Origin of the sequence: Burkholderia sp. MS455, from assembly GCF_016899445.1 — a bacterium.
In the GTDB taxonomy this organism is placed as follows: domain Bacteria; phylum Pseudomonadota; class Gammaproteobacteria; order Burkholderiales; family Burkholderiaceae; genus Burkholderia; species Burkholderia pyrrocinia_C.
Genome location: NZ_CP041778.1, coordinates 1,197,846 through 1,220,592 on the forward strand (window position 1 = coordinate 1,197,846; position 22,747 = coordinate 1,220,592).

General features: G+C 66.1%; 19 protein-coding genes. 17 read left to right on the forward strand and 2 right to left on the reverse strand.

Going from position 1 to position 22,747, the window contains the following annotated elements:
• The 15 genes from FPJ27_RS10030 to FPJ27_RS10100 are packed head-to-tail and all read left to right on the forward strand — an operon-like array spanning nucleotide 1 to nucleotide 15,148.
• Nucleotides 1–252, forward strand: coding sequence for an acyl carrier protein (locus FPJ27_RS10030; RefSeq protein ID WP_034179728.1), 252 nt, complete (start codon nucleotides 1–3; stop codon nucleotides 250–252).
• Nucleotides 253–266: 14 nt separating this feature from the next.
• Complete coding sequence (locus tag FPJ27_RS10035; RefSeq protein ID WP_239483273.1) at nucleotides 267–884, forward strand: hypothetical protein; 618 nt, start codon at nucleotides 267–269, stop codon at nucleotides 882–884.
• A complete protein-coding gene (locus FPJ27_RS10040; protein WP_204422771.1) occupies nucleotides 881–2,572 on the forward strand; it encodes an AMP-binding protein in 1,692 nt (563 codons plus the stop codon). The genes FPJ27_RS10035 and FPJ27_RS10040 overlap by 4 nt, the downstream gene beginning before the upstream one ends.
• Nucleotides 2,569–4,278, forward strand: a complete 1,710-nt coding sequence (locus tag FPJ27_RS10045; protein WP_204422772.1) for a glycosyltransferase family 2 protein — start codon at nucleotides 2,569–2,571, stop codon at nucleotides 4,276–4,278. The genes FPJ27_RS10040 and FPJ27_RS10045 overlap by 4 nt, the downstream gene beginning before the upstream one ends.
• Nucleotides 4,253–5,872: an aromatic amino acid ammonia-lyase gene (locus FPJ27_RS10050; RefSeq protein WP_204422773.1), complete on the forward strand. Its 1,620-nt coding sequence runs from the start codon at nucleotides 4,253–4,255 to the stop codon at nucleotides 5,870–5,872. Before FPJ27_RS10045 ends, FPJ27_RS10050 begins: the two co-directional genes overlap by 26 nt.
• A complete protein-coding gene (locus FPJ27_RS10055) occupies nucleotides 5,869–6,291 on the forward strand; it encodes a thioesterase family protein (RefSeq protein WP_072436619.1) in 423 nt (140 codons plus the stop codon). Before FPJ27_RS10050 ends, FPJ27_RS10055 begins: the two co-directional genes overlap by 4 nt.
• The gene (locus FPJ27_RS10060) at nucleotides 6,288–6,962 is read left to right on the forward strand and encodes an outer membrane lipoprotein carrier protein LolA (protein ID WP_072436620.1); all 675 of its coding nucleotides are present in this window, start codon (nucleotides 6,288–6,290) and stop codon (nucleotides 6,960–6,962) included. Before FPJ27_RS10055 ends, FPJ27_RS10060 begins: the two co-directional genes overlap by 4 nt.
• A complete protein-coding gene (locus FPJ27_RS10065; RefSeq protein ID WP_204422774.1) occupies nucleotides 6,962–9,367 on the forward strand; it encodes an MMPL family transporter in 2,406 nt (801 codons plus the stop codon). The genes FPJ27_RS10060 and FPJ27_RS10065 overlap by 1 nt, the downstream gene beginning before the upstream one ends.
• The gene (locus FPJ27_RS10070) at nucleotides 9,364–10,551 is read left to right on the forward strand and encodes a beta-ketoacyl-[acyl-carrier-protein] synthase family protein (protein WP_204422775.1); all 1,188 of its coding nucleotides are present in this window, start codon (nucleotides 9,364–9,366) and stop codon (nucleotides 10,549–10,551) included. Before FPJ27_RS10065 ends, FPJ27_RS10070 begins: the two co-directional genes overlap by 4 nt.
• A gap of 1 nt (nucleotide 10,552) precedes the next feature.
• Complete coding sequence (locus FPJ27_RS10075; RefSeq protein WP_204422776.1) at nucleotides 10,553–11,056, forward strand: hotdog family protein; 504 nt, start codon at nucleotides 10,553–10,555, stop codon at nucleotides 11,054–11,056.
• Nucleotides 11,053–11,778 (forward strand): 3-ketoacyl-ACP reductase FabG2, encoded by a 726-nt coding sequence (locus tag FPJ27_RS10080; protein WP_175958954.1) that lies wholly within the window; start codon nucleotides 11,053–11,055, stop codon nucleotides 11,776–11,778. Before FPJ27_RS10075 ends, FPJ27_RS10080 begins: the two co-directional genes overlap by 4 nt.
• Nucleotides 11,778–13,007: a beta-ketoacyl-ACP synthase gene (locus FPJ27_RS10085; RefSeq protein WP_204422777.1), complete on the forward strand. Its 1,230-nt coding sequence runs from the start codon at nucleotides 11,778–11,780 to the stop codon at nucleotides 13,005–13,007. Before FPJ27_RS10080 ends, FPJ27_RS10085 begins: the two co-directional genes overlap by 1 nt.
• Nucleotides 13,004–14,242 (forward strand): beta-ketoacyl-[acyl-carrier-protein] synthase family protein, encoded by a 1,239-nt coding sequence (locus FPJ27_RS10090; RefSeq protein ID WP_204422778.1) that lies wholly within the window; start codon nucleotides 13,004–13,006, stop codon nucleotides 14,240–14,242. The genes FPJ27_RS10085 and FPJ27_RS10090 overlap by 4 nt, the downstream gene beginning before the upstream one ends.
• A 32-nt stretch (nucleotides 14,243–14,274) precedes the next feature.
• Nucleotides 14,275–14,700 carry a signal peptidase gene (locus FPJ27_RS10095; protein ID WP_204422779.1) on the forward strand — a complete coding sequence of 142 codons (426 nt, stop codon included), beginning with the start codon at nucleotides 14,275–14,277 and terminating at the stop codon, nucleotides 14,698–14,700.
• A gap of 13 nt (nucleotides 14,701–14,713) precedes the next feature.
• On the forward strand, nucleotides 14,714–15,148 hold the full coding sequence (locus tag FPJ27_RS10100; RefSeq protein ID WP_204422780.1) for an excinuclease ABC subunit A: 435 nt from the start codon (nucleotides 14,714–14,716) through the stop codon (nucleotides 15,146–15,148).
• A 48-nt stretch (nucleotides 15,149–15,196) separates the two neighbouring features.
• Here the strand turns inward: FPJ27_RS10100 and FPJ27_RS10105 are convergent, their stop codons facing one another.
• Nucleotides 15,197–15,916 carry a class I SAM-dependent methyltransferase gene (locus FPJ27_RS10105; RefSeq protein WP_072436629.1) on the reverse strand — a complete coding sequence of 240 codons (720 nt, stop codon included), beginning with the start codon at nucleotides 15,914–15,916 and terminating at the stop codon, nucleotides 15,197–15,199.
• Between the two features lie 104 nt (nucleotides 15,917–16,020).
• Between FPJ27_RS10105 and FPJ27_RS10110 the strand changes: the two genes are divergently transcribed.
• Entirely contained in the window at nucleotides 16,021–17,280 is a 1,260-nt protein-coding gene (locus FPJ27_RS10110) for an NAD(P)/FAD-dependent oxidoreductase (RefSeq protein ID WP_204422781.1), read from the forward strand.
• Between the two features lie 87 nt (nucleotides 17,281–17,367).
• Here FPJ27_RS10110 and FPJ27_RS10115 read toward each other — a convergent pair whose 3' ends face one another.
• Nucleotides 17,368–19,569 carry a glycoside hydrolase family 3 C-terminal domain-containing protein gene (locus tag FPJ27_RS10115; protein WP_204422782.1) on the reverse strand — a complete coding sequence of 734 codons (2,202 nt, stop codon included), beginning with the start codon at nucleotides 19,567–19,569 and terminating at the stop codon, nucleotides 17,368–17,370.
• Between the two features lie 724 nt (nucleotides 19,570–20,293).
• Here FPJ27_RS10115 and FPJ27_RS10120 point away from each other — a divergent pair.
• Nucleotides 20,294–22,723 (forward strand): right-handed parallel beta-helix repeat-containing protein, encoded by a 2,430-nt coding sequence (locus FPJ27_RS10120; protein WP_204422783.1) that lies wholly within the window; start codon nucleotides 20,294–20,296, stop codon nucleotides 22,721–22,723.
• The last annotated feature ends 24 nt before the right edge of the window (nucleotides 22,724–22,747 follow it).

The following is a 22,747-nucleotide window of genomic DNA, read 5'->3' on the forward strand; positions in this document are numbered from 1 at the left end:
GTGACCGACGCAGAAATCCTTGAGCGCATCCGCGCCATCTTTCATGAGAACTTCGCGATCGAACCGGAGCGCGTGACTGCCGATACGCATCTGTTCGACGAACTCGATCTCGACAGCATCGATGCAGTCGATCTCGCCATCAAGCTTCAGGAAATGACGGGCCAGCGCATCAAGCCGGAAGAGTTCAAGTCGGTGCGAACCGTCGGCGACGTGATTGCCGCGGTTCACGCGTTGCTTGCACGCGCCGGATGACATCGGTTGCGCATATGCGAGTGACCGGCACTGTCCGGCCGCGTTGGGTCGGTGTTGCAGCGCGAGCGGCACTGGCGCTCGCGTATCCGCTCGTCATCCTGTTCGCATGGCAGATGCTGACGCCGCGCTATGTCGGCTGCCTGCTGTTCGTGCTGCTGTGGGTGCAGCGCACGATCGGGAAAGGGGCGTTCGCGATGGCGCTCAAACGGCTCACTGCGCACGACTGGTGCGTGGCAGGTGCATTGACCGTCCTGTCGCTCGCGATCGCCGTGACGGACAGCGAGCGCCTTCTCCGTTTCTATCCGGCGTGCGTGAGCGCCGGCCTGCTGGTTGCATTCGGCGCGACGCTGCAGCGCGGCCCGACGATGATCGAGAAATTCGCGCGGCTGAGGTATCTCGAGCCGAGCCAGACGATCGTTTGCTATACGCGGCGTGTCACGCAGATCTGGTGTGCGTTCTTCATCGTGAATGGCGGGTTTTCCATCTATACGGCGCTGTACTGGAGTCGGTCTGCGTGGGCGCTCTATAACGGCGCGATCGTCTACGTGCTGATCGGTGCGTTGCTCGCCGGCGAATGGCTCTGGCGCCGCGTGTTCATAACGGCGCGCTCCGGCGGGGGGGACGTCGCATGATGGCGTTGCCCGACCTTCTGCGCGCCGACGCGGACGCGGCCACGATCGTCTGCCGCGACGGTGACGCATATTTCACGCTGGCCGACTTGCGCGCCCGTACGGAAGCGATCGCGCGAACGATCGAAGCCGCCGGTGCGCGTCGCGTCGCGGTCTGTGTCGACGATCCATACGATTTCGCGTGCGCGTTCTTCGCCACGATGGCGGCGGCGAACGAAACGGTGATTCCGGCCAGTGCGGCTCCCGGTTACTTGCACGAACTCGCGCACGCGTACGATCTGCTGCTCGACGCGGCAGCGCTGGCGGAATGCGCGCGCGAGTGCGTGGGGGGCATCGAGGCCGCTGGGCGCGCGATCGCACCGGATGCGGCGATCACGCTCTACACATCGGGCAGCAGCGGCGCCGCGAAACCGGTGCGCAAGTCGCTGGCCCAGTTCGATGCCGAGGTGCGGACGCTGCAACGCGAATGGGGCGGGCAGGTCGGCGCGGCGGTCGCGCTGTCGAGCGTTCCGCATCACCATATCTACGGACTGCTTTTCAGAATCCTGTGGCCGTTGGCGGTCGGACGCGCGTTCGACCGCGCGTCGGTGCTCGAACCGCAGCAACTGCAGCAGCGGCTTGCGGCATACGGCGACGCCATCGTCATATCGACCCCGTCGCAATTGATGCGCTGGCCGGCATTGCCGGGTTTTCCGATGCAGGATCCCGCGCCGCGCCTGTTCTTCTCGTCGGGCGGCCCGTTGCCTGAGGAAACGGCGTTGGTGTATTCGGCGGCCTTCGGCGCCGCGCCGTTCGAGATATTCGGCAGCACCGAGACGGGCGGCATCGCGTGGCGCCGTCAGGATCTGACGAGCGCGTGGCAGCCGATGGCGGGAATCGATGTGCGTCGCGACGACGACGGCGCGCTGATCGTGCGCTCCGCGCATCTCGGTCACGACGACTGGCATCGCACCGACGATACCGCACGCTTCGATCGGCAGGGACGTTTCGAATTGACGGGGCGTCGCGATCGCGTGGTGAAGCTCGATGGCAAGCGCGTGTCGCTGCCCGAACTCGAAACGCGGATTCTCCAGCATCCGTATATCGGACAGGCCGCGGCGACGGTCGTCGAAGGCACATCGCGCGCGCACATCGGCGTGGTCGCGGTATTGACCGACACCGGCCGCCAGATATTGAAGACCGACGGCCGCGTGGCACTCGCCGCGGCGTTGCGGCACGACCTCGGCGAGTATTTCGACGCAGCCGCGTTGCCGCGCTACTGGCGGTTCCGCCGCACGATGCCGTTCGATGCGCGCGGCAAGCTGCCGGCGTCGGCGCTCGCGGCCGCGTTCGCACCGACGGCGGAGGGTTTTGAACTGCTGGCCGAGTGGCGCGACGCCGACAGCCTGCATTACGAACTGCGCGTGCCGGCCGCGCTCGCGCATTTCGACGGGCATTTCCCCGGCATGCCGATTCTCCCCGGCGTCGTGCAGATCGACTGGGCCGCCCGGCTTGCCGGCCGCGCGTTCGATACGGCGCTCGCGGTCCGCTCGATCGATCATCTGAAGTTCAAGGCGCCGGTTCCGCCGGGCGCCGTGCTCGCATTGCGCCTCGCGCACGATCCGGCGCGCGGATGCGTGCGCTTTGCGTTCCGGCGCGGCGCGCGCGAATGCACGTCGGGTACGCTCGTTTATGGCGAGGCGATGCAATGACCGGCGTCTGTATCGTCATCCCGATCTACAACCATCGCGACGCGATCGGCGATACGCTCGCGCGGCTTGCCGTGCACGGGCTGCCGATCATCGTGGTCGACGATGGCAGCGACGGGCCGACGCAGCAGACACTGGCCGGGCTGGCCGTGCGGTATGCGGACTGCATGACCTTGCTGCGGCTGTCGGTGAATGGCGGCAAGGGGGCGGCGGTGATGGCCGGATTGCGCGCGGCGCGCGAGCGCGGTTACCGGCATGCGATCCAGATCGACGCCGACGGGCAGCATGACGCGGCCGATGTGCCGAAGTTCGTCGCGGCCGCGCAAGCGGAACCGGACGCGGTCGTGCTCGGCCGTCCATGTTTCGATGCAAGCGTGCCGAAAGCGCGCCTGTACGGCCGCTATCTGACGCACGTGTGGGTCTGGATCGAGACGCTGTCGCTGGATATTCCCGACGCGATGTGCGGATTCCGCCTCTATCCGGTCGATGCGGTCTGCACATTGATCGACGCGGTGCCGATGCCGAAGCGGATGGCGTTCGACAGCGAGGTGCTGGTACGGCTTCACTGGCGCGGCATGACGTTCCGGACGATTCCGACGCGTGTCGTTTATCCGGAAGACGGCGTGTCGCATTTCGATGTTTTGCGCGACAACGTGCGCATCAGCGCGAGCCATACACGACTGGCGCTGGGCATGCTGGCACGCGCACCATGGTTGATCGCGCGTCGGCTGTGCCGGCGACGCGGCGCGCCGGGCGCGGGCCGGGCGCAGTCGTGGTGGCGCATGCCGGAACGCGGCAGCCGCGTCGGGATGGCGCTGCTGGCGTTGAGCTGCCGCTGGGTCGGCGCGCGCATCACGTCGATGTGGCTGTATCCGATCGTCGGCTACTTCGTGCTGACCAACCGCGCCGCGCGCGTCGCTTCGAACGCCTATTTCACGCGCCTGCGCGGGGCGGGCGGCGTGGGCGCGGCACCGCGTCCGGGCTGGCGCACCGCGTATCGGCACATGCTCGCGTTCGCGCAATCGGGCTTCGACAAGTTCGTCGCGTGGTCCGGCCGGCTCGATGAATTCGACGTGTGCTTCGACGACGCGTCGGCGTTCGATGCACTGGCCGCCAGCGGGCGCGGCGCGCTCGTGATCGGCGCGCATCTCGGCAATCTGGAGATGACGCGGGCACTTGCATTGCGCGACGCGCATACGAAAGTGACAGCGGTGGTCTATACGGAGCACGCGCAGCGCTTCAACGAGATATTGGCGAAGACGAGCCGGGATTTCGGCAAGCAACTCGTCCAGGTGACGGATTTCGGGCCGGACACGGCGCTCATGATGCAGTCGCGCATCGATGCGGGCGAACTGCTCGTGATCGTCGGCGATCGCGTGCCGCCGCACGATGCGGGCAAGACGGTCGATGCGTGCTTTCTCGACGCCGCCGCGCCGTTTGCACAGGGGCCGTACATCCTGGCGCACGCGCTCGAATGCCCGGTTTACCTGTTCTTCTGTCTGAAAGAGGGGCGAGGTTACCGGCTCTACTTCGAACCGTTCGCCGATCGCATCGAGCTGCCGCGCCGCGACCGCTCGGGACATGTGGCCGCATGGGCGCAGCGCTATGCCGAACGGCTCGAGCATTACTGCCGCAAGGCTCCCTACCAATGGTTCAATTTCTTCGATTTCTGGGCGCGGCCCGATGGAGGTCCGCGTGGCCGAACATAACGTGACCGACGAATTGCACGCACCCGCCGCGGCGCGGTCCGAAACGGCCCATGCGCCGGTCGTGATCGGCGCACGGCATCTGACCATCGAGGATGTCGTCGCGATCGCCCGCGGCGGCGCACCGGTGAAGCTGAACGCGGATATCGGCTGGCGCGAGCGCATCGAGCGCGGCGCGGCGCGGCTGCGCGATTACCTCGCCGGCGGCGGGATCCTGTATGGCGTGACCACCGGATACGGCGACGCGTGTGTTGTCGACGTGCCGCCGGCGCTCGTCGAGGCGCTGCCGCTGCAGTTGACGCGTTATCACGGATGCGGGATGGGCGACTGGTTCGATGCGCAGCAGACGCTGGCGATCGTCGCCGCGCGGCTCAATTCGCTCGCGTTCGGCTATTCGGGAGTGCGATTCATGCTGCTCGAACGGCTGGCCGACCTCGTGAATCATCGGATCCTGCCGCGGATTCCGTCCGAAGGTTCCGTCGGCGCGAGCGGCGACCTGACGCCGTTGTCCTATGTCGCGGCCGCGCTGGCCGGCGAGCGCACCGTCCTGTTCGACGGCGCCGAATGCGAGGCGCGCGATGTCTGGAGCACGATCGGCCACGCGCCGCTGCAACTGGCGCCGAAGGAGGGCCTCGCGCTGATGAACGGCACGGCGGTGATGACGGGGCTCGCTTGCCTCGCGTTCGCGCGCGCCGACCACCTGACGCGCATCGCCGCACGTCTGACCGCGCTGACGACCATCGCGCTAGACGGCCGCGCCGCGCACTTCGACGCGCGGCTGTTCGACGCGAAGCCGCATGCCGGGCAGGCCGACGCGGCGGCCTGGATACGCGCGGACCTGGCCGGTCGCGACGACACGCCGGGGCACCGTCTGCAGGATCGCTATTCGGTGCGCTGCGCGCCGCATGTGATTGGCGTGACGCGCGACGCGCTGACGTGGGTGCGTCGCGATGTCGAGAACGAGTTGAACAGCGCCAACGACAATCCGTTGATCGATCCTGACGACGGCAGCGTGTTGCACGGGGGAAATTTCTACGGCGGTCACATCGCGTTCGCGATGGACGCGCTGAAAACGGCGGTGGCCAATCTCGCGGACCTGATGGACCGCCAGCTCGCGCTGCTCGTCGACGACAAGTTCAGCAACGGCTTGCCGCGCAACCTGACGGGCGCGACGGGCGATCGCGCGGCCATCAATCATGGCTTCAAGGCGGTGCAGATCTCCGCATCGGCATGGACGGCGGAAGCGCTGAAGCACACGATGCCGGCGAGCGTGTTCTCGCGCTCCACGGAGTCGCACAACCAGGACAAGGTGAGCATGGGCACGATCGCGGCGCGCGATTGCCTGCGCGTGCTCGCGCTGACGGAGCAGGTTGCAGCGGCGCATGTGCTCGCGACCGTGCAGGCCGTGCGGCTGCGCCAGCGGGATGCCGCCGGCACGCACCTGTCGCCCGCGCTGCGCGCGTTCGTCGACGACGTGGGCAGCCGTTCGCCGCTGGTGGTGGAGGACCGGCCGCTGGAAGCCGAGCTGCGCGCGTTGACTGCCCGGCTCGCCGCCTGCGACCCGATCGGTGCATCGTCTTGCAGGGAGGCCGCATGAATGCGCCGGGAGCGCCGCTGACGGCGACGGCCCGTGTCGAAGTCCCGTTTCACGACGTCGACGCGATGAACGTCTGCTGGCACGGCCACTATCTGAAGTATTTCGAAAGCGGGCGCGCGGCGTTGCTGCGGATGATCGACTACGACTATCCGGCAATGCTGGCGTCGGGTTACATGTGGCCGGTTGTCGAAGCGCACCTGAAGTACGTGCGGCCGGCGACCTACGGCCAGCAGCTCGATGTGCGCACAACGCTGCTCGAATTCGAGAACCGGCTGAGGATCGGCTACGAAATCGTCGATGCCGGGTCGGGCGAGCGCCTGACGAAAGGGTACACGGTCCAGCTGGCCATCGACGCCGCGACGCGGGAGTTGCAGTTCGTTTCGCCGGCAGCGTTGATCGAACGGGTGCAGGCGCGATGACGACGAACAGTGGCTACCGGGGATTTCTCGCGGCGCTCGGCGTATGCGCGACGTTCGTTGCGGGTATTGCGCACGCGGCTCCGGCCGCGTCGACAGCGCCGGCTGCGGCGCGGCCCGAGAACACCGCGCTCGTGTCCGACATCGCGGCGAGGCTGGCGCGAGTCGGCGCAATCCGCGCCGATTTTCGGCAGACCCAGACGCTCGCGGCGATGAAGCAGCCGCTCGTCAGCACGGGCTCGATGCTGTTCGATCGAGCGTCGGGTGTCGTGTGGCGGATCCAGACGCCGTACCAGGCGACCTACGTGATTACCGATGGCGGCGTGCGCGAAGTCGGGGCCGATGGCCGGCTTGTCGCGCCGAGCGGCAACGGCCGCGGCGTCGCGCAGGTGTCGCGGATGATGCGAGACATGCTCGGCGGCGATCTGTCGGCGCTGTACGCGCAATTCGACGTCGAAGCGAGCGGCACGCGCGAACGCTGGCGGATGCTCCTTCGACCTAACCAGCCGCAGCTCGCGCAGGCAGTCCGCACGATCGAGATGGGCGGCGGCACGTATCTCGGCCGGCTCGACATGACGTTCGCGAACGGTAACGTAACCACGCTCGAATTCACGCGGGCGACGCCGGTGGACGGTCCCGCGCCGGCCGAGCGCGCGTGGCTGGGGACGCGCTGATGAGCGAAACGCGCGACGCGATCGACGTCCCGGCCAGGCTTGCCCGGCGCCGGCTGCGCTGCGCCGCGTGGGCCCTGGTCGCACTCGTCGTCGTGCTTTACTGCATCTGGCGTTTCATGGGGCCGTCGCCGTTGCAGACGAACCTGCTGGCGCTGCTGCCCGCGACCGAAGCGAATCCGGTGGCCGAGAAGGCGGTCGAGACGATCGGCAACATGCTCGGCGGCCGCACCGTCTATCTGGTGACCGACCGCGACGCTGCGCGCGCGAAAGCCGCCGCAAAGCAGTTCGGTGCCCGGCTCGCGCACAGCGGCGCGTTTCGCTCGGTGACGGTCGAGGTGCCCCCGTTCGACGTGTCGCAGATCGCGGCGACCTATCTGCCGGCCCGCTTCGGATTGCTGACCGAGGCCGATCGCGCGTCGCTCGAACGAGGCGACGCAGCGCTTGCCGACCGGCTGGCCCGGCGACTTTACGGGCCGCCGGCCGACGGCCTGCCGACCGCCGTCGCGGACGATCCGTTCGGCTGGCTCCAGCACTGGCTCGCGGGCCTGCCGCTGGCAACGTCGAATCTCGCGCTCGAGGACGGGATGCTCGTGTCGCACCGCGACGGTGTCACGGGGGTGCTCGTGATGACGTCGCTTGCCGGTTCGGCATACGAATCGAAAGTCCAGCGGGCGGTGCGTGACGCGACCGCCGATGCGGAGCGCTCGGTCGGCACGGATTATCCGGGCGCGCGAATCGATCGTGCCGGCGCGGTGTTTTACGCGGAAGCCGCGCGCGCGAGCGCGGAGCGCGACGTGCACGTGATCGGCGCAGTGTCGCTCATCGGAATCGCATTGCTGCTGACGAGCGTGTTCCGCACGCCGCGCCTGCTGGTGCTGGCGTTTGCATCCACGGCGTTCGGCATCGCCTGCGCACTCGCGGCGACGCTGCTCGTGTTCGGCAAGCTGCATCTCCTGACACTCGTGTTCGGCGTGAGCCTGATCGGCGAAGCGGTCGATTATTCGATCCAGTATTTCGTCGTTCATCTATCCGCCGGAAAGCAGTGGGACGCGCGACGGGGTGCGGCTGCCGTGCGACCTGCGCTCGCGGTCGCGCTCGCGACGAGCCTGCTCGGCTACGCGATCCTGATGTGGGTGCCGTTTCCGGCACTGAAGCAGATCGCCTGCTTCGCGATGGTCGGCATTGCGGCCGCGTTCGCGGCCGTAACGGGGTTTCTGCCGCTGATGCTCACCCAGGCGCCGAAGCGAACGCCTGCACGCGTGTTTGCGTGTGCCGCGCGCGTGCTGGCAGGTTGGCGATCCGTGCTGGGCGGGCGGCGTGCGATCGCGGCCGCGGCGCTGCTCGCTCTCGTCGCGGTGCCGGGCTGGATCGCGCTGCGTAGCGACGACGACATCCAGTTGCTGATCCAGCGCGATCCGGACCTGGTGCGCCAGGAGGGCGAAATTCGCGCGGCGGTCGGCCTCGAGAACACGGCCAGATTCTTCGTGGTCCAAGGCGCGACACCCGACGACGTGCTTGAACGATCGGCATCGCTCGTCGCATCGCTGGCGCCGCTGCATGTCGGCCGGGTCCAGTCGATCGCGGCATTCGTGCCGTCGGCGCGGCAGCAGGCGCGCAATCGCGCGGTGTTGGCCGAACGCGTGTTCGCGGATCCGGCTGCGTTGCGCGCGACGCTCGAACAGGCGGGATTCCGCGACGATGTCGCGCATGCGTGGATTGACGCGTTCGCTCGCGACGCGCGGGCATCGCTGTCCGTCGATACGTGGCTGGCCGCGCAATGGTCGGCGCCGTTCCGCCATCTGTGGCTCGGCAAGGTTGGCGAGCGCGATCCCGTGTACGCGGCGATTGCGATTCCCGAACGGGCCGACGCGACGGACGTCGCGTCGTTCGAAGCGATCGCGCGCGGCCTGCCGGGCGTGACGTGGGTCGACAAGGCCGCGAGCGTGTCGAGGCTGTTCGGTGCGTACCGCGTCGACAGCGGCTTGTGGCTCGCCGGCGCGCTCGTCGTGGTCGCCGGTCTGCTGGCGTGGCGTCATGGCGTGCGCGGCGGTCTTGCGACGACGCTGCCGGTCGTGCTGGCGATCGGCCTGACGCTGGCTGTGTTCGGCTATGCGAACGTGCCGCTTACGCTGTTCAACTGGCTTGCGCTGATGCTGGTGCTTGGCGTGGGCGCGAATTATGCAGTATTCCTGCGCGAAGGGTGTATGCGGGACGCGGCCGATCTCGGCGCCGTCTGGACCGGCGTGCTGCTGTCCGCCGCGACGACGCTGCTGTCGTTCGGCATGCTGGGCGTGAGTGCGATGCCGGCATTGCGCAGCTTCGGTACGACGCTCGCGTTGGGCATCGTGTTTTCGGTACTGTTCGCGCCGCTCGCGACACCGTCCCATACGGAGAATCGCGCATGAACCTGACACAGGCGCCCGTCTATCTGTCGGCACTCGGCATGGTCAATGCGCTCGGCGGGTCCGTCGACGAGATCGCCGATGCACTTCGCACCGGCATGTCGCCAGGCATGGGCCCGCACGCGGCAGAACCCTCCCGTGGCTGGGTCGGGCAGGTGTGCTCGCCGCTCGATATCGCGCCGCCCGCACAGCTGGCGCATTTCGACTGCCGCAACAATCGCCTGCTGCTGGCAGCGCTCGCGCAGATCGCTCCTGCCGTCGATGCGGTGGTGGCGCGTCACGGGCCGCGCCGGATCGGCGTCGTGATCGGCACCAGCACGTCCGGCATTCGCGCGGCCGAGGACGCGTTCGCGCAGCGAGCGGCGACCGGCGCGATGCCGCCCGGATTCGATTACCGGCAGATGGAAATCGGGACCGCCGCACCGTTCGTACGGGCGGCGCTGGGCCTGGCGGGGCCGGCCTATACGGTGTCGACTGCCTGCACGTCGAGCGCGAAGGCGTTCGCGGCGGCGCGTCGCCTGCTGCGCCTGAACCTGTGCGATGCGGTGATCGTCGGCGGCGCGGATACGCTGTGCGAGATGACGTTGCAGGGCTTTGCGTCGCTCGAATCGGTCAGCCCGACGCGGACCAATCCGATGAGCTGTAACCGATGCGGGATCAATATCGGCGAAGGCGCGGCCGTGTTCGTGATGAGCCGCGACGAAGCCGCGGTGCGGCTTGCCGGTGTCGGTGAATCGAGCGACGCGCATCACATCTCGGCACCGGACCCGGCCGGACTCGGCGCCGAGGACGCGCTGCGCGCGGCGCTCGCCGACGCGGGCGTGACACCGTCTGCGATCGGCTACGTGAACCTGCATGCGACGGCAACGCGCCTGAACGACGAGATGGAAGCGCGCGTGACCGCGCGGGTGTTTCCCGCCGGCGTACCCGCGAGCGGAACGAAGCCGCTCACGGGGCATCTGCTCGGCGCGGCGGGCGCGACCGAACTCGCATTCGGCTGGTTGACGCTCGCCCGCGGGTTGTCGCTGCCGGTGCACGTTTGGGATGGCGAGGCCGATCCGGCGTTGCCGGCGCTGGATTTCGTACAAACGGAACGCCGGCTGGCCGGCGATGCATCGGGACAGTATGTGATGAGCAATTCGTTCGCTTTCGGCGGCAGCAATGCCAGCCTGATCCTGGGGAACTGACATGCAGACCGGTTCGCTGACCGAAACGTTGCACGACGGTGCGGAGATCGCCGTTTGCGACGTGCTCGACGTGCTGCCGCATCGCGGCACGATGTTGCTGCTCGACGCGATCGAACGCTGTTCGGAAACGGCGATCGAGGTGGCCGCGAGCGTGCGCGACGATGCCTGGTATGCCGGCGACGACGGTGCGATGCCGGCGTGGATCGGTATCGAGCTGATGGCGCAGGCGATTGCCGCGCACGTCGGGTTGCTCGCACGGCATGCGGGCGGGCGAGCGAAACCGGGCGTGCTGCTCGGTGCGAACCGTTACACCGCTCACCGGGCCGCGTTCGACGCCGGCACGGCATTGCGGATCACCGCGCGCGAATTGCTGCGTGGCGACGAAGGGCACGGCGCCTACGAATGCGAGATCCATGCAGGCGATCGGTGCTGCGCGGAGGCGATCGTCAAGGTGTACCAGCCGGACGATTTTCAGTCTTTTATCGAAGGGAGTTTCAATTCATGACTCGGCGAGTACTCGTGACCGGCGCGAGCCGCGGTATCGGCCGGGCCGTTGCCATGCGCCTCGCGTCGGACGGCTTCTCCGTGACGGTTCACTGCCGCAGCGGTCGCGACCAGGCGGAAGCCGTCGCGGCCGCGATCCGCGAGCAGGGCGGCACGGCGGGCGTGCTGCAGTTCGACGTGCGCGACCGCACGGCCTGTCGGCAGCAGCTCGAGACTGACGTGGAAGCGAACGGCGCGTACTACGGCATCGTGTGCAGCGCCGGCGTCACGCGCGATGGCGCGTTTCCCGCGCTGACGGACGAGGACTGGGACGTCGTGATCGAGACCGGGCTGGACGGGTTCTACAACGTCGTCCATCCACTGACGATGCCGATGGTGCGGTTGCGCGCCGGGGGACGCATCGTGACGATCGCGTCGGTATCGGGCGTCATCGGCAATCGCGGACAAGTCAACTACAGCGCGGCGAAGGCCGGGTTGATCGGCGCGACCAAGGCGCTCGCGGTCGAACTGGCGTCGCGACGCATCACGGTCAATTGCGTTGCCCCCGGCCTCGTCGACACCGGCATGCTCGATGACGTACCGCTCGAGCACGCGCTGCAGACCGTGCCGATGGGACGTGTCGGACAGCCCGACGAAGTGGCGGCGGTGGTTGGATTCCTGATGTCCGATGCGGCGACCTATGTGACGCGGCAAGTGATCGGCGTCAACGGCGGGATGGTGTGATGAAGCGAGTCGTCGTGACGGGAATGGGCGGCGTGACCGCTTTCGGCGAAACGTGGCCGGAAATCGAGGCGCGCCTGCGCGGCGCGCGCAACGCGGTGCGGCGCATGCAGGAGTGGGACTGCTACGAGTCGCTGCATACGCGGCTCGCGTGTCCGCTGCCGGGCTTCGCGGCGCCGGCATGGTACCCGCGCAAGAAGACCCGGTCGATGGGGCCGGTGTCGCTGTATGCGGTGCGGGCGAGCGAACTCGCGCTTGCCGATGCCGGGCTCGCTGACGATCCGTCGATCAAGGACGGCCGGATGGGCGTCGCTTACGGCTCGTCGTCGGGTTCGGTCGAGCCGATCCGCGCGTTCGGCACGATGCTCGAGACCGGCTCGATGCGCGACGTGACGTCGAACAGCTACGTGCAGATGATGCCGCATACGACGGCCGTCAACGTCAGCCTGTTCTGGGATATGAAGGGCCGCATCGTGCCGGCGTCGTCGGCGTGCGCGTCCGGCAGCCAGGCGATCGGTTACGCATACGAGGCGATCGCGGCCGGCAAGCAGGCATTGATGCTCGCCGGCGGGGCCGAAGAGTTGTCGGGGCCGGCCGTCGCGGTGTTCGACACGCTGTATGCCACCAGTACGCGCAACGATGCCGCCGCACTGACGCCGCGGCCGTTCGACGTCGGCCGCGACGGTCTGGTCGTCGGGGAAGGGGCCGCGACGCTGGTGCTCGAGGAATACGAACATGCGCTCGCGCGTGGCGCGACGATCCATGCCGAGATCGTCGGCTTCGGCTGCAATTCGGACGGCGGACACATTACGCAGCCGACCGCCGAAACGATGGCGATCGCGATGCGGCTGGCGCTGCGCGACGCGTCGCTCGATCCGGCGGCGATTGCGTACGTGAATGCACACGGCACGTCGACCGATCGCGGCGATGTCGCCGAGAGTCATGCGACGGCATCGGTGTTCGGCGAAAACATGCCGATCAGTTCGCTGAAGAGCTATGTCGGTCATACGCTCGGCGCGTGCGGCGCGCTCGAGGCGTGGTGGACGATCGAGATGATGAAGCGCAACTGGTACGTGCCGACGCTCAACCTCGATAACGTCGATCCGGCTTGTGCTTCGCTCGACTACATCGTCGACGGCGCGCGCGCGATCGACGCGGAGTTCGCGATGAGCAACAACTTCGCCTTCGGTGGGATCAACACGTCGTTGATCTTCCGCAGGGGCGTCGCGTGAGCGCAACCGGTTACGCGCCGGCGCGCGTCGTCGTCACGGGGCTCGGCATCGTGTCGTGTCTGGGCAATTCGCTCGACGACGTGTCGGCCGCGCTGCGTGCCGGCCGCTCCGCTATTCGTCGCATCGACGGCTGGCGCACGCGTGGTTTCCGCAGCCAGGTCGCGGGCGTCGCCAGTGTCGATGCGGCTGCGCCGTTCGCGCGCAAGCACGAGCGCTTCATGGGCGATACCGCTCGCTTCGGCGCGCATGCCGCCGCCGCGGCACTCCGCGATGCCGGACTCGATCCCGCGACGCTGCGCTCGCCGCGCGCCGGCGCGATCATCGGCTCGGGCATCGGCTCGATGGCCGACTATGACGACGCGATGGCGATCGCGGTGCAGCGCGGGATCGACAAGACGCCGCCCTATATCGTCCCGCGTGCGATGAGCAGCACGGCGTCGGCGTGCGTCGCGCAGTTGTTCGGCATCGAGGGCGTGTCCTATTCGCCGTCTTCCGCGTGCACGAGCGGTGCGCTGGCGATCGGGCATGCGATGCAGTTGATCCGTTCGGGCTGCCAGGACATCGTGCTCGCGGGCGGCAGCGAGGCGCTCCACGACAACATGACGCTGATGTTCGACGCGATGGGCGCGTTGTCGGCCGGTTATAACGACACGCCGACGCAGGCGTCCCGTCCGTACGCGTGCGGCCGTGACGGCTTCGTGATCGCTTCGGGGGCGGGCATCCTCGTGCTCGAGTCGCTCGACCATGCACGCTCGCGCGGCGCGCGAATCTACGCGGAACTGACCGGGTTCGGCCAGGGCACGGATGGCGCGGGCATGGCAACGCCGCACGCAGCGGGGATCGCGCGTGCGATCCGCATGGCGATCGAAGGCGGCGGACGACTGCCCGATTACGTGAACACGCATGCGCCGTCGACAGCGCTTGGCGATGTCGAGGAGTTGAAGGCGCTTGCCGACGTGTTCGGCGGCAACGTGCCGCCGTTTTCGTCGACGAAAGGAATGACCGGCCATCCGCTCGGCGCGAGCGGGGCGCACGAGGCGATCTACACGATTTTGATGATGCGTGACGGTTTCGTTGCCGGCACGGCGGTCGAGGGCGAGCCCGATCCTGCGCTCGGCCGGATGCCGCTGGTGCGCGAAGCGAGGGCCGAGCGGATCGGGCGGGCGCTATCGATCTCGTTCGGGTTCGGCGGGAGCTGCGCAAGTGTGTTGTTGGATGCCTGGAAAGGCGATTGAAGTGAACCTACTGAGCTGAGAGGACAAGAACAATGAAGCAGAAAGCACATCTGGCCGGCATGCTGATCGCGGCGACGTTGTTGACGGGCTGCGGCACCGTGGTTCGTTCGCTGCCGCTGCCCGCGTCGGCGACGGCGCAGGATGCGTCGGGTGTCAGCCTGTATTTCGGGACGCAAGCTCATCCGGCAGTGAAGACGAACATCGGCCCGCGTTCGGAGTCGGTGCGCGTGCGGCGTGCGACCGACGCGGAACAGCCGACGTGCGAACAGGCGTTGAGCACGGCGCTGGAACGTCTGCGCGAATATGCGAAGAATCATGGCGGGAACGCGGTCATCAACGTGACGACGCGCTTTCACGACAAGCGTTCCGATTCGACGACCGAGTACACCTGCGGCGTGAGTGGCAGCGCCGGCGCGATCGCTGTGTCCGGCGACGTCGTGTTGCTCGACAAGCAATGACACGGAGGACGGCATGAAATACCGGATTGTATTCTCGCTGCTCGTCGCCACGTTGGCGATGTCGCAGGCTCATGCGCGCGATTCTGTCGGCAACTATCCGATCGAGAGCGCGATGACGAGCGAGGGCGACACGCTCGGCGACGATGTCGCGCTCTATTTCGGCGATCAGTCGCACCCGAAGATCGTCAAGTCGTACGGCACCTTCGCGACCAACAAGAAAACCAACGCGTTCGGCAAGAGCGACGAGGCCGCGTGCCAGCACGTGTTCCTGTCGGCGGCGCTCGAGCTTCAGGCGCGAGCGCGGAAGGAGGGCGGCAACGCTGTCGTCGGGATCAAGAGCAACTACCGGAACGTGTTGCGCAGCAGTACGACCGACTTTACCTGCGGTGCGGGCGCATTCGTGGCTGGCGTGGCGCTGACGGGCGAGGTCGTGACGCTGAAGCACTGACGCGCGGCGGGCGAGCCTGAACGAGGGCCGCCCGATGGCGGGCCCCGTTCAGGCTGGCTTGCGTGCGGCGACGTTGACGAGCGTCTCGCGACGCTTGCCGGGCTTCGGGCTGTGCAGGCCGATGCGTTCGAGCAGGCCGAAGTCATTCGCGCGGCTCCACCACAGATACGGAAACGACACGTTTCGGGCGTCGAACGCGAAGCCGGTTTCACGCAGCATCGCGAGATAGCCGTCCGCGCTTTTCTGGACCTGCATAGGATGTCGAAACAACAGCCGGATGACCCACGACTTGATATAGGCGTCGGTCGACTCGGCGAACAGCAGTACGCCGCCCGGCTTCAGCACCCGATGGAACTCGGCCAGCGCACGTTCCTGTTCGACGAGATGGTGGAAGGTCTGGTGGCAGAAAACGACGTCGACGCTTGCGTCGGCGAGCGGAATGCTTGCGCAATCGGCATGCCGCAATTCGACGAGGGTGCCGCAGTGCCGGGCTGCTTCCGACGCATGCGCAAGCGATTCGTCGTGGCAGTCGATCCCGACGATCTTGCCGGGAGCGAACGCGTCGTTCAGCAAGCGAAACGACTTGCCTTGTCCGCAGCCGGCATCGAGGATGACGGGCGACTTCGGCAACGGCGCCGCGACGAGCCGCTTCAGATCGTTGATGGCCACGCGAAGCACATGATGTTCCCAGGTGTGCGTGCGAAGAAACCAGATGCCGAATGCGGTTTCGGGAACGTAAGTGGACGTGCGCGTGCGATAAGCTGTCATGTGCTTCTCGTTGGTATCTTTTGTTGAACGGTTATTGTAGTTTGCATCGCCGAATTGCGGCGCAAAGAATCAACCTGCCCGATGAACCGGGATGGAAGGCGAGCATGAATGAAATGAAATCGGAATCGGTCGACGTAGCGATCATCGGCGCAGGACCTGCCGGCGCGGTTGCAGCGGGGCTGTTGCGCAAGGCCGGACGGTCGGTGCTGGTGCTCGAGCGCCAGCATTTTCCGCGCTTCTCGATCGGCGAAAGCCTGCTGCCGCAGAGCATGGATTATCTCGACGAGGCCGGCATGCTGCAGGCGGTCGTCGAGGCAGGGTTCCAGTTCAAGAACGGCGCGTACTTCGTGCATCGCGACCGGATGTCGTCGTTCGATTTTCGCGAGAAGTTTACGGAAGGATGGGGGACGGCGTATCAGGTCGAGCGCGCCACGTTCGACGACGTGCTGATTCGCTGCGCGGCTCGGCAAGGTGCCGACGTCCGATTCGGTCACACGGTGCGCGCGTTTGTGCCGGGCGATCGCCCGACGCTCGATGTCGTGGACGAAGCCGGGAGCGATTACCGCGTGCACGCGTCGTTCGTGCTCGATGCAAGCGGATTCGGCAGGGTGCTGCCGCGCCTGCTCGACCTCGAGGCGCCGACGCGGCTGCCAATGCGCGCGGCGATCTTCTCGCACGTCGAGGATCGCTTGCCCGCGGGATCGACCGATCGCGACAAGATCTGCATCGCGGTGCACCCCGAGCGGCGCGACGTGTGGTTCTGGATGATTCCGCTAACGAACGGACGCTCGTCGGTCGGGTGCGTGGCGGAGGCCGCTTTCCTCGACGTGCCGGACACGCGCCGCGAAGAACTGCTGCGCGAGTTGCTGCAGACCGAACCCACGCTGGCGCGCCTCGTCGGCAGCAAGCCGTTCGTGATGCCGGTGCGGCACATTGGCGGCTACGCGTCGAACGTCGAGCGCCTTCACGGCCCCGGTTACGCGTTGCTCGGCAATGCGGGCGAGTTTCTGGACCCGATCTTCTCGTCGGGCGTGACGATCGCGCTGCGGTCGTCCCATCTGGCGGTCGCAACGCTCGAGCGCCACCTGTGCGGCGAGACGGTCGACTGGCAGCGCGACTACGGCATGCCGCTGCGCAAGGGAATCGATACGTTCCGCGCATTCGTCGAACGCTGGTATTCCGGCGATCTGCAGGACATCGTCTTCCATGACGACAAGGCTCCGGAAGTCAAGCGGATGATCTGCTCGATCCTGGCCGGCTATGCATGGGACGAGTCGAATCCGTTCGTGCGCGAGCCGGCGCGTGGTCTCGATGTGCTTGCCGAAATCTGTCGCTCGGCCCGGCCGGAGCAGAGCGCCGGTTGAGTGGTTCTGGTGAAGATCATCAGCAGATGAGCAAATGCGGGGGCGCCGCGCACGTCATGTGCGGCGCCCCCGTCGATTCATCGCCGCTCAGTTGCCCTGCAGCCGGATATCGCGCGACGACGCGCCGACATACACCGTCCCGCCCGGCACGACGCGCCAGCCGTTGCGCGACGTATCCCACACGCTCTGCATCCGCGGCGACACGGTGACGCGAACATGCCGCGCCTCGCCCGGATTCAGCCGGATCTTCTCCCAGCCGACCAGCCGCTTCGGCGGTTCGTCCTTGTACGGCACGCCGAGATAGACCTGCGGCGTTTCCGCACCGGCGACGCGCCCGTCGTTGCGCACGGTGAACGCGACGCTCAGCGAGCCGTCCCATTGCCGCGACACCGACAGCCCCGAATACGCGAAGTGCGTATACGACAGCCCGTAGCCGAACTCGAACATCGGCTTGATGTTGCGCGCGTCATACCAGCGATAGCCCATGTTCAGCTTCTCCGCGTAGACGGGATCGTTCTCGAACGCGCCGTTTTGCCCCCACGTCGGCGAATCCTGGTCGCGCGCCGGGAATGTGACGGGCAGCTTGCCGGACGGATTGACGGCGCCGAACAGCACGTTCGCGATCGCCTTGCCGCCGGCTTCGCCCGGATACCACGCCTCGACGATCGCGGACACCCGGTCCTTCCACGGCATCAGCACCGGGTTGCCGCTCTGGACGACGACGATCGTATGCGGATTCGCGCGCGCGACGGCTTCGACGAGCGCATCCTGGTTCGACGGGTTCGCGAGACTCAGACTTTGCAGTTCGCCGAAATCCTCGCCGGCCGGCTGCGCGACCACGACGATCGCGACGTCCGAGCGGCCGGCGAGCGCGGCGGCCTGGTCGATCTCCTGCTGCGTGTACGCGCGGAACGGCGACTGCTGGTCGCTGTTGCCCGCATACGTGACCTGCGCGGCCGGCGCGAGCGCGCGGATCGCCGCGACGATCGGTACGTCGACCTTCAGCCACGGATTGCGCCACCAGCTGCATCCCGTCGACGATCCGAACGTCAGGCCGCCGCAACCCGCGAACGAACCCGTCACCGGGTCGCGCGTGTTGCCCGAGCCGCCGCCCGACAGCACGGCCGCATCGGCATGGCCGCCGATCACGGCGATATGCGACAGCGCAGACGCGGCAAGCGGCAACTGGTTGCCGTCGTTCTTCAGCAGTACGATCGACTGCTCGGAGGCGGCTTGCGCGAACCGGTTCGCGGCCGCGAAATCGATCGTGCCGCCGCCCTTGGCCGGATCGTCCATCACGCCGACGCGGATCATCACGGCGAGCTTGCGGCGCACCATGTCGTCGAGGCGCGCGGTCGACACCGAGCCGTTCGCAATCGCCTGCTTGACTGCCGCCGGTGTCAGGAACACGCTCGGCCCGACGTCTTCTTCCTCGTCGAGCCCGGCGTTGATCGCGGCGGCGGTGCTGTGCGTCGCGCCCCAGTCGGACTGCACCTGGCCCTGGAAGCCCCATTCGTTCTTCAGCACGTCGTTCAGCAGGTGATTGTTCTCGCACGCATACGTGCCGTTCAGGCGGTTGTAGCTGCACATCACGCTGCCTGGCCGCCCGCGCTTCGCGGCGATCTCGAACGGCAGCAGGTACAGCTCGCGCAGCGTGCGCTCGTCGATCTGCGTGTTGCCGCCCATCCGGCCGTGCTCCTGTTCGTTGCCGGCGTAGTGCTTGATGGTCGCGATGACTTTCTGCCGCTGCGTCGCGAGCGTGCGTTCGGCGAGCAGGTCGCCGGCGAGCAGCGGATCCTCGCCGAGATACTCGAACAGGCGGCCGCCGCGCGGTTCGCGCGCGAGATTGGTGCCGCCGGCGAGGCCCATGCCGAACCCTTGCGCGCGCAACTGGATCGCGACCTGCTTGCCGAAGTCGTACGACAGGCGGCGATCCCAGCTCGCGGCGACGGCGATCGTCGCGGGGAACGTCGTGCTGGCCTGCGACGTGCTGCCGGAACCGGTCGCCGAGTCGACCATGTTGAGATCGGGAATGCCGAGCCGCGGCACGCCCTGGATGTAGCCGGCGCCGCCGCCCGGCACCTTGGACATTTCGTATTGCGAATGAATGAACTGAATTTTTTCGTCGAGCGTCATCTTGCGCACGAGCAGGTCGGCGCGCCGTTGCGCGGCGGACGACGCGAACGCGTCGGTGGCGTCGCCCTGCGAGTTGAAATCGGCGTTGCCCGCGTAGGCGGTGGTGCAGAGGGTCGCTGCCAGCACGACGGCCGGCCAGAGTTTGTCCCGCATGTTGCTCTCCATGATCGAATTGCCGGTTGTTCGAATGATGTCTGGAGCTGCGCACATCCGGTGGGTTCGCACCGGACGCATTCGGCTGGCGATGCAGTGTGGTTGTGCGTCGGCATGCCAGGCCAGGCGGGGAATCGTTACGGCCGGTTGGGCTCGACCGGTCAACGCGGGCGGCGACGCACAGGCCGCTCGACGTTGTCGAATCGGATGTAGCGACTCTCAGCAGCGACTAATGGTATGAATGTAGTCCGACTACAGCATCGGTGTTTCTACCGATACGTACGATCTTTATTTGGCACGGTCGCGCGACGTGGCAAAAAGACGGTCATCGTTCCCGATTGCGGCTGTGCGGCGGGGTAAGAAGTACTCGTCCGAGGAAAAATCGTCGTCCATCGTGATGTCGTTGAACTGCCGTTCCTTCGTGTCGGATCGATACGCAGCCAGTGCGTGGAGCAGCGCCGGAATCCCTGTCGCGTTTCTGCCGTATCGGGAGCGCGAGGATTTTTCGGAACCGCCTGCCTACTTCGGTTATTCCGCGCACCTTTCGTTGAGAAATCTGCCCCTATTCTGAGACTGTTCGTGCGTTCAGATGCGAGTACGCGCGCATCGAGGTGGTCGACAAGGTCGCGAAACGATGTATGCGAAATTGGGTGATCGCCGAGAATCCCGCAATTTAACGTCAATTTTTTGCGTCGCAATGGATTGCGATCGCAGGAGTGCTCAAATGACAGCAGAGTTTCCGGCTACATATATCGTTGGTACGGCGACGGGCCTGACCGCAAGAACGCTTCTCCAGGAATTGGTCGATTTGCCGATGAGTGTGAGGCGGTTCGGAGTGGTGGGTGACGGCGTGACCGATGATACGGCGGCACTCCAGGTAGCGCTCAATGCCGGGATCCCGTTGTATTTTCCGCCGGGAACTTACCTGTACAGCAATACGCTGACTGCAACGGCCTCGATCATCGGGGCCGGGTGGGACTCGATCCTGCAGTGCACGACGCCGCAAGGCCAGAATTCGGTGATTTACTGGAGGAATGTCAGCAATTTCAAGGTGCGGAATCTGCAATTCTTTTCGAAGAATTCGACTGCGTATTATCCGGACGAGAACGCTGGTTCACTCAACATGCTGGGCTGCAGCCAGTTTGAAATTTCGGGGTGCAAGTTCAATAACTCGGCCGGTGGCGGCGCGATAATGCGCAGTTGCGTCAACGGCAAGGTGTTCGGCAATACCCTGCTCAATATCTGGCATGACGGCATTCACGTCACCAAGGCAAGCTCGGACATCACCGTCACGAACAATGAAGTGATCAACGGCGGCGATGACGCGTTTGCCGTGGTTGGCTATTTCAACGAGGGCGTCCGTCCCCAACGCATTACGATTGCAAATAACCGGGTTGTCGGAACCAAATATGCACGCGGCATAGCGATTGTAGGTGCTCAAGACATCACGGTGACCGACAACCAGATCTACAATCCGATGGGTGCCGGTGTTTATGTCGCGTCAGAGTTGACGAGCGTTTACCAGTCGTACGGTAACGATAATGTGACGGTCGCCAATAATGTTCTGGATACGTGCGGGGTTCAATCCAACATCGGTGCAATAGTCAATTCGCCAAATGGCCCGATCGGCTATGCGGCATTGGCCGTGACCGCGACGGCCGGATTCAATAATTCGAATATCACGATCGTCAACAACACGATCAAGAACGCGGCGGGAACGCCGATCGGACTGTGGCAGCCGGCCGGAAGCAACATCCACGTCAATATTTCGCAGAACACGATCAGCAATGCATGGGATCCGAACAACAAGAACGGATTCCCGTTGACGACGATCAGTGCGACGTCGGCGTCTCGGACGCTGAACTTTGCCAATACCCCTGGCGTTGCCGTCGGCATGACGGCCTGGTATTTCAACGGGTCGACAAGCGTATCGATCGGCACGGTCGTATCGGCCGGTGTATCGACGGTAACGCTGAACCAGAATGCGACCGTACCGAGTGGCGGGACCGTGATTTTTTCCGGCGTTGGCCTGTTCGGGGCGACGATTGCGACGGCGGCTTCGGCCGCGAGCGGCGCCACGTCGCTGACGTTCGCCACGACGACAGGCGTGACCTACACCGATACCTACGGCTTCGGCTCGCCGGGTAACGAAACGACAGGCGTGTCGATCGGGCAGAGCGTCAGCGGTACCAACATCGCGGCCGGAACCTTCGTGACCGGCCTGACGGCGAATTCGGTGACGCTCAGCAAGGCGACGACCGGCACCGTGGCGAGCGGTGCTTCCATCGTCTTTACCCCGATGGTCTGCATGACGTCTCAAACGATCGCGACCTCGGCCGCATCGGCGGCGGGAACCAACACGCTGACGTTTACGCCGTATCCGTCGGCACGCGGCTGTGCGGTGGGGCAAGGCGTATCCGGAACGAACATTCCGGTCGGCACTTATGTGACGTCGGTTTCCGGTAACGGAAAGGGCCCGACCGTCACGCTGTCCAATAATTTCACGGGCAGCGGAATTGCCAGTGGCGCGTCGATTACGTTCACCGGGACCGGCGGACTGAGCGCCGTTTCCGGAATCGCCCTGTACAACACCCGAGGGTGCATCGTCTCGAAGAATCAGTTGTCCGGCATCTCGAAGGACGGGATCTACGTGGACGGATCGTGCGCGTCGTTCACGGAGATCAGCGGCAATGCCGGGGAAAATATCGGCTGCTGCAACGGGTTCGCTCGCTTCATCACGGTCGGGACGCTCACGGCCGGGGCATCGCTCAAACTGCGGGGAAACTATCTGGCCCAGCCGGCCAACTATCCTCGCGCAATCGACTCGCTGATCTCATCGAACTCATGGGCCTACACGTCGTGGAGCGAAGACAATATCGCTCAAAACGGCTTTGTCGGCTTCGGTGTGCAACTGACGCCGGTTGCACAAACGGTGAGTGCTTCGCCGTGGACGTTCGCGAACAGCTATCCGAGTGCGGTCAGCATGTCGATCGCCGGCGGTACGGTGTCGTCAATCAGCGTGTCGAGAAACGGGCAGCAGGCGTATGCAACCGGGTTGACGAACGGGATGGTCGATCTCAAGCCGGGCGACGCGATGACCGTCACCTATAGTGCCGCGCCCACCGTCACGATGATTCCGAGACTGGGACAGTAGTGCGGGAATCGAACGCGGCGTGCA

Coding starts and splice junctions, on each gene's coding strand:
- FPJ27_RS10110 (WP_204422781.1), top strand. CDS start 16,021: ATGAATGAAATGAAATCGGAATCGGTCGACGTAGCGATCATCGGCGCA.
- FPJ27_RS10060 (WP_072436620.1), top strand. CDS start 6,288: ATGACGACGAACAGTGGCTACCGGGGATTTCTCGCGGCGCTCGGCGTA.
- FPJ27_RS10075 (WP_204422776.1), top strand. CDS start 10,553: ATGCAGACCGGTTCGCTGACCGAAACGTTGCACGACGGTGCGGAGATC.
- FPJ27_RS10055 (WP_072436619.1), top strand. CDS start 5,869: ATGAATGCGCCGGGAGCGCCGCTGACGGCGACGGCCCGTGTCGAAGTC.
- FPJ27_RS10035 (WP_239483273.1), top strand. CDS start 267: ATGCGAGTGACCGGCACTGTCCGGCCGCGTTGGGTCGGTGTTGCAGCG.
- FPJ27_RS10095 (WP_204422779.1), top strand. CDS start 14,275: ATGAAGCAGAAAGCACATCTGGCCGGCATGCTGATCGCGGCGACGTTG.
- FPJ27_RS10045 (WP_204422772.1), top strand. CDS start 2,569: ATGACCGGCGTCTGTATCGTCATCCCGATCTACAACCATCGCGACGCG.
- FPJ27_RS10040 (WP_204422771.1), top strand. CDS start 881: ATGATGGCGTTGCCCGACCTTCTGCGCGCCGACGCGGACGCGGCCACG.
- FPJ27_RS10105 (WP_072436629.1), bottom strand. CDS start 15,916: ATGACAGCTTATCGCACGCGCACGTCCACTTACGTTCCCGAAACCGCA.
- FPJ27_RS10070 (WP_204422775.1), top strand. CDS start 9,364: ATGAACCTGACACAGGCGCCCGTCTATCTGTCGGCACTCGGCATGGTC.
- FPJ27_RS10120 (WP_204422783.1), top strand. CDS start 20,294: ATGACAGCAGAGTTTCCGGCTACATATATCGTTGGTACGGCGACGGGC.
- FPJ27_RS10085 (WP_204422777.1), top strand. CDS start 11,778: ATGAAGCGAGTCGTCGTGACGGGAATGGGCGGCGTGACCGCTTTCGGC.
- FPJ27_RS10065 (WP_204422774.1), top strand. CDS start 6,962: ATGAGCGAAACGCGCGACGCGATCGACGTCCCGGCCAGGCTTGCCCGG.
- FPJ27_RS10100 (WP_204422780.1), top strand. CDS start 14,714: ATGAAATACCGGATTGTATTCTCGCTGCTCGTCGCCACGTTGGCGATG.
- FPJ27_RS10115 (WP_204422782.1), bottom strand. CDS start 19,569: ATGCGGGACAAACTCTGGCCGGCCGTCGTGCTGGCAGCGACCCTCTGC.
- FPJ27_RS10080 (WP_175958954.1), top strand. CDS start 11,053: ATGACTCGGCGAGTACTCGTGACCGGCGCGAGCCGCGGTATCGGCCGG.
- FPJ27_RS10050 (WP_204422773.1), top strand. CDS start 4,253: ATGGAGGTCCGCGTGGCCGAACATAACGTGACCGACGAATTGCACGCA.